Raw genomic sequence first — 10,511 nt, 5'->3', positions numbered from 1 at the left:
CGGCCATCGTGCAGCGCCACCTTCCACTTTCCGACGGCCAGTTCGAGCGAAACCGCCAGTATGACGTCTTCAGCATGAGGTTCGGTAGCGTGATTTGCGTCCATGATGCCCCTCCATTGAGCAAGCCTTGGCCACGTCAATCTTACGACTCGGGCCTTGACGACTCTCACGCTACATAGGATCTAAGAACCGGACGTGCGGGTCACCCCGCATCCGGCTCAAGCCATTCGTCAGCACTATGGAGTGGTACCGAACAACTTGACGGAACGTTTCGCAATTCGACGGCGGGCGAAGTAAGCGGTCCACACCGGATCAAATGGATTAGCCAGTCCCCGGACCTTGACGTGCCTCACAATCGAGATCGTCATTGCGCGGAAGAGCCGAAACCCGCTGATGCTGCCATTAGCCGGGCCCTTCGTAGCAAAGTCCCAGGACCGGTGTCCGTCGACCCGGTAGTATCGCGCCCGTACCCACCGTGCTCCTTTCATGGGATGTCGACGCTTTGCCCATTTCCAGAGCAGTTGCCAGATGTGCGAGTCTATCGAGGAAAGGCTCGCTTTCGCCACGACGTGACGGTGTTACATCGCCCATCCCCGGATGACCGGGTTCAGTTTCTGTATCAACGCTTCTGGCGTGACGCTCGCGTTGCCTTTGATGATTTCCCTGACCTTGTCGAGGAGCGCCTTATCACTCTTATTTGCCGGCTTGATCAACAGCTTGCCGTCGTACTTGCGCACATTCTGGCCACGGAAATCGAAACCCTCCGCAACGTTCGTGATCCGGGTCTTCTCTTCCGAGAGTTCCAGACCACGATTTCCTCGTATAACGATGGCGACCTACTGTCACCGGCGCCCACCGCCGTCTGCGGTGCTGCTGTGCGCGACCGTTGATAGCTGCGTACCGATCATTGCTGGCGCTGACTACGGGGAACGAGATTATGTGGGCGTTACGGTTTCTGAGCGCTTTGAACCTCGACGCCGTTTCGACATAGCCCTGCGTGGCTCGACTAAGAGGTGTCGCAACCCTGCGTACTAAGGCAGTGCTCTCGGGTCGAGTTCGATTTCTTTATGGTCGGCCTAACGGCGTTCTGAAGCTTCACGGCTGCAGTACACGTTTGCCTCAGCCGCAAGCTGACATCCGCTGCGATGGTGTCGTGAGCGACAGGCAAGAGGCTTCCGGCGGGCCTGTCACGGTTGGCCATCGAACGGCAGGAAATACCGTAAGCGGCAGTCGGCCCGCGCGAGCGAATGTCCGTTGGACCTGAAGCCGCCGTAGAGGTCGCGCCCGGTCGACGAACCGCAGTGGGTCCATCTCCTGCCGTTCGCCGCTTGCGCGCACGCTCAAACTGCCGTGCCGCGAATGGCCGGTTGCGAGCAGATCACGAGGCCAGGGTTGACCCACGACCGACATCCGGATTCGGCGCCTTCGCGGTGGTCGCAAACCAATCAGGGCCTAACCCTTCACACAAACCACCTGCCGCAGCGTATGTACCACCTCCACCAGACTCCGCTGCGCGGCCATCACCGCGTCGATGTCCTTGTAGGCCATCGGAATCTCATCAATGACCCCTGCATCCTTTCGGCATTCGACATGCACCGTCGCCCTGATTTGATCCTGGACCGTGAAGCGCCGTTTGGCCTCCTTCCGGCTCATCGAGCGCCCGGCGCCGTGACTGCATGAGCAGAAGCTCTCTTCATTGCCGAGGCCGCGAACGATAAAGCTCTTCGCGCCCATCGAACCCGGAATGATGCCGAACTCGCCCGCTCGCGCCGACAACGCCCCTTTACGCGTTACGAACATGTCGGCGCCGAAGTGCCGTTCCTTCTGTACGTAATTGTGGTGGCAGTTCACAGCGTGCTCGTCGATGGTGAAGGGTTTTCCGATAGTCGTGTGCACCGCGTCGATCACGGCATTCATCATGACCTCACGGTTGCAGCGCGCGTACTCCTGTGCCCAGCCGACCGCCTCCACGTAGTCATCGAAGTGCCGGCTGCCTTCCTTGAAGTACGCGAGATCCTTGTCTGGAAGATTCGCAAGGTGTCGACGCATGTCGGCCTGGGCCAGCTTGATGAAGAGACTCCCGATCGCGTTGCCCACGCCACGCGATCCGCTGTGCAGCATGAACCAGACGCCGTCATCTTCGTCGAGACATACCTCGATGAAGTGATTGCCGGTGCCGAGCGTGCCAACGTGCGCGTGGTTGTTCGTGCGCGCAAGGGGAGGATACTTGTCGACGATGCGCCGAAAACTGGGCGCCAGCAGTTTCCAGGCGTCGTCGACGGCCGGCGGCGGACGCGACCATGCACCCGGGTCGCGTCGCCCCGGCGCACCGCCGTGCGGCACGGCGCGCTCGATCGCGCCGCGCACGCCGGAAAGCGAATCGGGCAGGTCCGCGGCCGTCAGCGTCGTGCGAACCGCCATCATTCCGCAGCCGATATCGACGCCCACCGCCGCCGGGATGATCGCGCCTTGTGTCGGAATCACGCTGCCGATCGTCGACCCTTTGCCCACGTGGACGTCCGGCATGACGGCAAGGTGCCTGAACACGAACGGCATGCGGGCCGTGTTTCTCAGTTGCCGGCAAGCCGCCTCCTCAATCGCGACGCCCTGTGTCCACATCTTCACGGCCTTGCCGCTTGCCACTTCCATTAGTTGATAATCGACCAGGCTCATGTCGCTGTCCCTTCGTCAGCTTCGCTCATCGGCACGGGTCAGTGCACGGCGTACGACGTTAGCGTGAGCCGGTTTTTCTGTTTCGACAACCTGCACGTCATGAGTGTCTTCATCAAACCCTGGCCCATGATTCATCGCCAGCGATCCGTGCCATCGGATCAATCATTGGTTCACGCCGCCGCGCTGGATCGTTGCTTCGAGAGTCGCCAATCGGTGCGCGCTGAATCGTCGACGCACACGGTGCAAATTCGAACTGCACCACCGAGCTTGCGATGCCGTCAACGGGCGCGAGCCTGGCCGTTGAAACGGTAGATCCCGTTGTGCCAGCGAACGGCAAGGTCGACAGCCGCTTGGGGAGCACTCGACAAGAAGTCTCTCTGGTTGCGTTTCGGTATGTAACCCGGACTGCTTCGCCCGCTTTTTCGCTCGGCGCGTGTCGAAGAGGGACCCGTTCAGACGTCAACGAGAGGGAAGGGGAGTCGTCATCTCGAAGGCTGGTCGCGCGACAGTAAGCGTCGCGACGATGTCTGACCCGAGCGAGCTGTTTTGCCGGCCGAGACCGGCCATCTTCGGTTTTTCACCATCGCGTGCAGAAAGCCATTCAAACCGCCGCTCCGCTGGAAATCTTGTCGGAAGGGTCATCGTAGACCGTGTCAACTCTGTCAACGTGCGGCCGTAAAGGTATGAGCTCGCGTCGCGTCCGTACCTTGGCCTCGGTGCAGCTTAAGTGGATAAGCGTTTGCGGATACGAACAAAATTGGAATCGACTTTAACGTGTCTCACGCCAACGCGCCGAAGACAGGCCGTGTGATTTAGTAGCTCTCGTAGTCCGCCAATATTTGTGGGTTGGCCGGAAACTTGCCTGCCTGATGCTGGACTGACTCAGTGCTGATGAGCCGGTGGATCAGAGGCGGGAGGATCAGACGTCTAGACGGATGGGGATCCGCCGTCGGCCGAAGGGTCAGTTCCTTCATGATCCACTGCGCTTCGGAACGGATTTCCGCGTCGCTGGCAGTACGAAGGTCAGGAGGCGGACCCGCTGCATCAGCGGCCGTTGGCCCGCGCAGTCGTGGGAACATTCGGATGACCGATGAGCATGAAACAGCGGATCTTCGAACGGGCGTCGCATTCTCGCGTATTCATCAGACCAGTGCCGGCTTGGCGAGACTGACGTTCGAACATCAGCGTACGCTGAAATCTGCGGACGTTTTGATCGTGATTATTATCAGCTTGGCAGCCATCTGACCGGATGGTAAGCGGACTAGGACTAAGGTCCAATTGCAATGCCACAATTGCGTGTCAACATGCAATTAGCTTCACGTATCCGGACGTGTTCACTTGTAAACCAACAGGGAGACAATAATGTCTGATGCCAATGCCGAGCCCACCGATTTGGGGAATCAGGTCCCACAGACCGAAAGCGCTCCCAGCGAAAGGGTTCCCAAACTACATGAAAAAGCGCTGGCACGCCTGCAAGGCGCCAGGAAAAAGGCCACGGCTGTGCAGGTCGTGGTGGTCGAAAACGGCAAAATCGCTGCCCGCGCGACCGACGACTTCGTCCACGAGTATCCGTGGGTATCCATCGGGATGGGGGCCGGCTTTGGGGTGCTGGTAGGTCTGCTGATCAATCGCGACTGACGTGCATTGATCTCGCAGATGAGCAGTTTGGGAAGCGTCTGAAAAATGTAGGACTGCGAGATCGTTGGCGAACTGCGGTACAACAGAGACACGGCAATCGTGCAGCACAAACACCGCAATACGGACAAAGGTCAGGGGCCAACCAGGCTTGTATCGGATTTCGCAGCTTTCGAGCACGCGATCCGATGAATCTGAGGACGCTCCCTCTCCCTGGTAGCGGTGACCATGAGTGACCGGTCTCACTGAAACCGAATACGCAACTCGACCTCTTGGGGCGGCTTCCGGGGTGGAGTAGCCGATCAAGCCTAGGCGCGGCCCACGGTTGCTTCAAAAGCAGTGCGAAGCGAGGGTTTGCGGGAATTACCTGGACACGTCGGACTCGCTTCCGGGAAACTCCCTCAACAAGTCGATAAGCGCCCGCAACCCCGCAGGAATATGCCGGTTACCGGGAAAATAGAGGAAAAGGCCAGGAATGAACGGGCACCAGTCACTCAGCACCGCGACGAGCCGCTTGCGTACCAGCGCGTCACGCGCATAAGGCTCCGGCACGTATGCGATGCCGAGTCCGTCCAGCGCTGCTTCGAGCATCAGCGCGTTGCTGTCGAGGGTGAGTGCGCCGGGCGGATCGATCGTGAACTGCTGCCCGTGACGCGTGAACTCCCAGCGATAGCGCTTGCCGCTAGGTAGACGTTGCCGGATGCATCGATGCGTCTGCAAGTCCTCCGGCACGGCGGGCCGGCCATGCTTGCGCAGGTAACGCGGCGACGCCACGGCAAGAAAGCGCAAATCTTCGCTGACGCGCACCGCGATCATGTCCTTGTGTACGGCCTCGCCGAGCCTCACGCCTGCATCGAAGCCTTCGGCGACGATATCGACGAACCGCCCTTCCGAGACGAGATCCAGTTCCATCTGCGGATACCGCGCCAGAAAGCGCGGCACGACGGTCTGCAGCAGTTGCCGGATCGCTCCGTCGCTGCCATTGATCCGAAGCGTGCCGCGAAGCGCCTTGTCGTCGCGCGCGACATCGTCGAGCGCATGATCGAGATCGCCTAGCACGGGGCGCAGACGCGCGAGCAGTCGCTCGCCCGCCTCCGTCAGCGACACGCTGCGGGTGGTCCGGTGCAGCAGGCGCACATCCAGATCGCTTTCGAGCCCGCGCATCGCATGGCTCAGCGCCGAGCGCGATACGCCCAGTTCGCCCGCGGCCTGCACGAAGCTGCGCCGCGCGGCGACGATCATGAAAGCACGCAGATCGGCGAGGGTCGCTTTGCTCATTGGTGAATTTCCTTCAACATATGATGCCGATTAGCGGTGCTTCTCCAACGAATCATAGCGTTCTAGCATGAACTCTCAATCCTTCCAACGGAGAGTGAGCATGACGAAGAACTGGCTGATAACGGGCGCTTCAAGCGGCCTGGGTCGTGGACTAACGGAACAACTGCTCGCCCGCGGTGACGGCGTCGTCGCGACGCTGCGCAAGCCTCGTGCACTGGACGATCTGCTGGCGCAATACGGCGACCGTCTGCATATCGTGGAATGCGACCTGACGAGCGTCGATGCCATTAGAGCCGCCGTCGCGCAGGCATTTGCGGCGCTCTCGCGCATTGATGTCGTTGTCAGCAACGCGGGCTATGGCCTCTTTGGTGCGGCCGAAGAACTGAGCGATGCTCAGATCGCACGGCAAATCGCGACGAATCTGACGGGTTCAATCCAGTTGATCCGCGCGATCATTCCACGTCTGCGAGAGCAAGGCGGTGGGCGCATCGTGCAGGTGTCGTCGGAGGGCGGACGAATCGGCTATCCGGCCTTTAGCGTCTATCACGCGAGCAAGTGGGGGATCGAGGGCTTCGTCGAGGCGGCCGCGAAGGAAGTCGGTCCGTTCGGCATTGACTTCGTGATCATGGAACCCGGTCCGACACGCACGAACTTCGGCGCTAGCCTCGATCGCGCGGAGCCGATGAGCGCGTACGACGCCACGCCCGTCAGTGAAATCCGGCGCGCGCTCGACGCTGGCTACTTCGAATTTGCGGATGCAGCGAAGACAGTCGACGTGATGATCGCCACGATCGACAGTCCGTTCCCACCGTTGCGGCTTGCGCTGGGCAAGTCCGCGTACGAATCGATACGCGCATCGCTGACGAGGCAGCTTGAGATCCTGGAGGCGCAGAAGGAGATCGCGTTGTCGGTGATGGAAGGTGCGTAGTCGAATGGTGAGCGATTCGATTTGCCCCGAACGCAATTCACGCCCTACGTTCCCAATGGCGACTTCCTGAGCGAACGAGACACTCGAGCAAGCGAACTTCTGAACAACCCAATGACCCGACGTGGCCGACTGTACTCGTTCGGCCCGGTCGACCGCAAGCTGCTAGTCGAATGAACTCGCACAGGCCAGCGGCAGCTTTATGGCGCCGCATCTCAGCAGGTGCTGTCGGCCACGAACAGACGATCGCTTGCCGCAAATGAGCGACCGCTCCAGTCACCAAAGCGGCCGCGGGAACACCCAGTCAAGCACCCTGAAATTGGCGGTCGAGAGCTTCCTTTTTCTGCAGTCTCAGCGCCAAAGTTCAGCCGACGGCGGAGGCTTTGCATGACAATGCCGGTTGGACGAGAGCCTAGACATAGCCCGGCTTGGAACGCCAATCAGGCCTTGATGAACGCCAGCAGGTCGGCGTTGATCTGCTCTGCATGGGTTGTCGGCATTCCGTGCGGCAATCCTGGGTAGGATTTAAGCGTCCCGTGCTTCAATAGCTTGACAGACTCTGCTCCAGTGGTCAGGAAAGGGCAGATCTGATCGTCCTCGCCGTGCATCACTAGTACGGGAACATCGATTATCGCGAGATCGTCGTAGAACTCGGTTTGCGACAGTACCTCGATGCAATCGTATTGGGCCTTGATGCCGCCCATCATGCCCTGCCGCCACCAGTTCTCGCGAATGCCTTCGGAGACCGTCGCGCCAGGACGGTTGAAGCCATAGAAGGGAATCGTGATGTCCTTGTAAAACTGGGAGCGATGGTTCGCCGTGCCGTTGCGGATCTCGTCGACAACTTCCTTAGGAACGCCGTCAGGGTTCTTTTCCGACTTCATGAAGAGCGGCGGAATCGCGCTGATGAGTACCGCCTTCGCCACGCGTGCGTTGCCGGTGCCGTGCCGGGCGACATAGCGCGTCACCTCGCCACCGCCCGTAGAATGACCGATGTGCACCGCATCCGTTAGATCAAGCACCTTGACGAGTTCGGCGACGTCGGCGGCGTAGGTGTCCATGTCATGGCCGCTTACTGTCTGGGTCGAGCGCCCGTGCCCCCGGCGATCATGAGCGATCACCCGGCACCCTTGCCCTAGGAAAAACATCAGTTGGGCATCCCAATCGTCGGCGGAGAGAGGCCAGCCATGATGAAAGACCAATGGTTGACCCGTCCCCCAGTCCTTGTAGAAAATTTGGGTTCCGTCCGCGGTGGTGATGTATGAACTGCCAGTATTCGCTTTCATCTCGTATCCTTTGGGGGCATTTTGACGATGGGATGATTGTTCTACGAGCGCAGACGCTACTTCAGGAAGCCGGTCATCCAAAAAAGGGCGGCAACAAGAAGCGTGTGGTAGTTGACACCGAAATGAACGTGAATTTTTGTGCGATGGCGCACACTAGGATGAGCGAATCCTTTTCGCTGCCTCCGAGGCGGCCGAGCGCCGATCGATGTCCCAACGTTGATCGAACTTATGTCGGACGATAAGCGGACGGTCGGAAACCCTTGGAGACCGGCTCAACCGGGCCCGTTTGCGCCACGCGCATAGACGTTTCCAGGAGCGAGCGATCGCGGTCCGCGTCGGACCGGGTCCGCATATACAACGGACATTTCTGAGTGCCCGCTTAAGCCGCTTCAGGAAAGGCTTCTCTAAACGGGTTGCCTTATCCGGACCCGAAGCAGTCGTCACGAATCATGCTGGGCGCCTGGTTTGTGTAGGTTCTCTGCTACTTGACCTCAATCGTCGTCCGCGATCACCTTCCCGCTCTACCTTAGCGGCTGGTGAACCTCAGATTTCGCTGATGGATTTGCTTGCAATTACCTGTCGATGACATATCGTAAAGCCCTCAGGCAGATATTAAAATTATTAAATGAAAGCAACGCTCCATGTAAAACGATTAATTGAAATAAATGTAAGTTTACTTTGAAGCCAATAAATCGTTAAAAAGCCGACCTGGTGGTGCTTATGATTCATTTACCCAAGTTATGGCTCCGCCGCTGGCCGGCCGCTGGACTTTTCTTAATCTTCGTTGCCATCGGCGCCCAAGCGAAATCTCCTTGTCCAAACTGGGTCGTTACCCCGGCCGGCAGCGCATTTAATGTAGCGGCGCTAATTTCGGACAACGGTTCTCCGGGAGCAGCCCTCGCGAAGGCACACAACGCATTGGCGCGCGTCAATAAGGGCGGCGGATGCAAGTCAATCGCCGACGACCCTGCCGCATGCGACGAAACGATTGCGCTCGCTAAAAAAGCCGTAGCGGCCTTGGAAAAATGTGGGACACCGAATGTCCATAGCAAACCACCCCCAAAAACACGACCCCCTGTCGAGACAGAAAACGAGCTGAGCCCGTAGAAAGGCACTCGACGACACGTGTGCCTAAACGAAGCTGTGGCGTCCTGGCTCAGTGTGCTGGCTCCACAATGTATGCAGCTGTCAACTCGAAGTTTCGCGAAACACAGCTTACTCGAGTGTCACCAGGCAGGAGTAACCGTGTTCGTCCCGAAGACCGTAACATCGAGCGCAACGGCTGATGGTCGCTTCGGCAAGTAAGACTTCATTTGCAACGCAAAGTTGTGAAGGCGATGCGGGCGTGACGCCCATTTAGACCCGTTGCGCCTTCGGGATGCGTGCTGCTGTAATTTGGCGTTCGGCTTGCCGCAATCGACATGTGGCGATCCGCGCCGAGACAGGTTTCGTCAATTTCCCAGTTGCTACGCGTTTTGGCACCGTCTGGGCCAACAACGGACCTTCTACATCTTGACTGTGTTCGTCGACAATCCTTTCATTCAGGCCCGCGTATGGTTGCGTCGGTGCCGACACTGCCCGTTTCGGGCCGCCCAGGAACCCGCACTTTGTTCATCATAAGGTAACGAATAAAAGGAGTTCGCACGGCGGGAAGGGTATACAGTGAGCAGACCGTCCTTACTATGTGGGCCGGTCTTTCAGAGGTCGTCATGCGATTAGATATCAAGAAAGCATTTCCTCTCGCGGCAAATGAGACTGCGCACAACCGGGATCGCCGGGCGCAGCTTCTCGTTCTCAAGGCTGAGGACGTTAACCGGGCAGATCAGAGGCGCATCAATTATTCACTCATCGATTCCACAGTAAGCAAGTGGCGATATTCCGCTAACAGCACAAAAAGCTGATCGTGGCGCTCCATTTTCCGAATCCGAGCCGAAGCTACGATGCCGCCAGGCATTGCGTGTTTTTCTGGGGATATGACGATTCCCGGGAAATCACGTTCGAGGTCGACAGCGCAACGCTCAAAGGCGTTCGTAGTCCGCAGAATCGATACTCGATTTGATGAAGGCCACGGTCCGGTCTGGCTGTTCGAAGCGTCGCTAGCAGCTGTGCAAACCGATCAAGGTTGTCTCTCATGCACCGAGTGATCGCGTATCGCAGTTTCGAGATTCATGTCGAATTGACTCCGGCTGCTGAAGACATGTTTGACGTGACTTTTCAGATCAAAGGCGGCGCTAACCTCGGGGTGCTCGGCGCGCGGGGAGGCTGCATACCGCTGCGCAACGGCCCCTTCACTGAACGATGGGCCTACCTGGTTGCCGAAATCGCCGGACAAGCCGCGATCGACGTGTTGCTTGGCCCAATTGAGTGATCCATCTTTTTGTCTTCGACCCGGTACGCCTGGTCATCAGGCCGGGTAACCGGCCAGAGGTATCTGGTTGTCGATGATTCCGGGAGGGTCTGGTCAACGTCTGTTGCTAGACGCGGCGACCGTCTCTTGTGGTTGCGACAGCCGATCGCCAACAGGCAGTGACCGGCCAACTGCGGACGTTGGCCCGCGCCTTCATGCGGGCATTCAAATGTCGGCTCCGCACCGGCGGATTCAACCGGTGGATGCAACACACTTAAGACTGCGCAAGCAGTGGGAGTGTTGCAGATGAAACAGCGACGCCGGATTTATTACAGCGAGACGCAGAAGGCGCTGATGTGGGAGCGCT

Annotated in this window: 7 protein-coding genes and 2 pseudogenes; 5 read left to right on the top strand and 4 right to left on the bottom strand. The window is 58.8% G+C overall.

Going from position 1 to position 10,511, the window contains the following annotated elements; genetic code table 11:
* Positions 1–236 precede the first annotated feature (236 nt).
* Both FVF58_RS50230 and FVF58_RS50225 read right to left on the bottom strand, forming a co-directional pair.
* A pseudogene (locus FVF58_RS50230) lies at positions 237–737 on the bottom strand (group II intron maturase-specific domain-containing protein).
* Positions 738–1,452: 715 nt separating this feature from the next.
* The gene (locus FVF58_RS50225; protein ID WP_149676874.1) at positions 1,453–2,673 is read right to left on the bottom strand and encodes an RtcB family protein; all 1,221 of its coding nucleotides are present in this window, start codon (positions 2,671–2,673) and stop codon (positions 1,453–1,455) included.
* Between the two features lie 1,083 nt (positions 2,674–3,756).
* Here FVF58_RS50225 and FVF58_RS52215 point away from each other — a divergent pair.
* Positions 3,757–3,918: a hypothetical protein gene (locus FVF58_RS52215; protein ID WP_188131230.1), complete on the top strand. Its 162-nt coding sequence runs from the start codon at positions 3,757–3,759 to the stop codon at positions 3,916–3,918.
* A 117-nt stretch (positions 3,919–4,035) separates the two neighbouring features.
* A complete protein-coding gene (locus FVF58_RS50220; protein ID WP_149676873.1) occupies positions 4,036–4,311 on the top strand; it encodes an ElaB/YgaM/YqjD family protein in 276 nt (91 codons plus the stop codon).
* Positions 4,312–4,671: 360 nt separating this feature from the next.
* Here FVF58_RS50220 and FVF58_RS50215 read toward each other — a convergent pair whose 3' ends face one another.
* A complete protein-coding gene (locus FVF58_RS50215) occupies positions 4,672–5,586 on the bottom strand; it encodes a LysR family transcriptional regulator (RefSeq protein ID WP_149676872.1) in 915 nt (304 codons plus the stop codon).
* A 100-nt stretch (positions 5,587–5,686) separates the two neighbouring features.
* Between FVF58_RS50215 and FVF58_RS50210 the strand changes: the two genes are divergently transcribed.
* Complete coding sequence (locus tag FVF58_RS50210; protein WP_149676871.1) at positions 5,687–6,514, top strand: SDR family oxidoreductase; 828 nt, start codon at positions 5,687–5,689, stop codon at positions 6,512–6,514.
* A 437-nt stretch (positions 6,515–6,951) separates the two neighbouring features.
* Here the strand turns inward: FVF58_RS50210 and FVF58_RS50205 are convergent, their stop codons facing one another.
* Positions 6,952–7,797 carry an alpha/beta fold hydrolase gene (locus tag FVF58_RS50205; RefSeq protein WP_149676870.1) on the bottom strand — a complete coding sequence of 282 codons (846 nt, stop codon included), beginning with the start codon at positions 7,795–7,797 and terminating at the stop codon, positions 6,952–6,954.
* 1,903 nt (positions 7,798–9,700) lie between these two features.
* Here FVF58_RS50205 and FVF58_RS50190 point away from each other — a divergent pair.
* Positions 9,701–9,817, top strand: a pseudogene (locus tag FVF58_RS50190) (DUF1488 family protein); the annotation flags it as partial.
* Between the two features lie 111 nt (positions 9,818–9,928).
* Positions 9,929–10,165 (top strand): hypothetical protein, encoded by a 237-nt coding sequence (locus tag FVF58_RS50185; RefSeq protein WP_149676868.1) that lies wholly within the window; start codon positions 9,929–9,931, stop codon positions 10,163–10,165.
* Positions 10,166–10,511 lie beyond the last annotated feature (346 nt).

It is taken from the genome of Paraburkholderia panacisoli (assembly GCF_008369935.1).
Lineage (GTDB): Bacteria > Pseudomonadota > Gammaproteobacteria > Burkholderiales > Burkholderiaceae > Paraburkholderia > Paraburkholderia panacisoli.
This window is presented reverse-complemented; position numbering and strand designations above follow the sequence as displayed.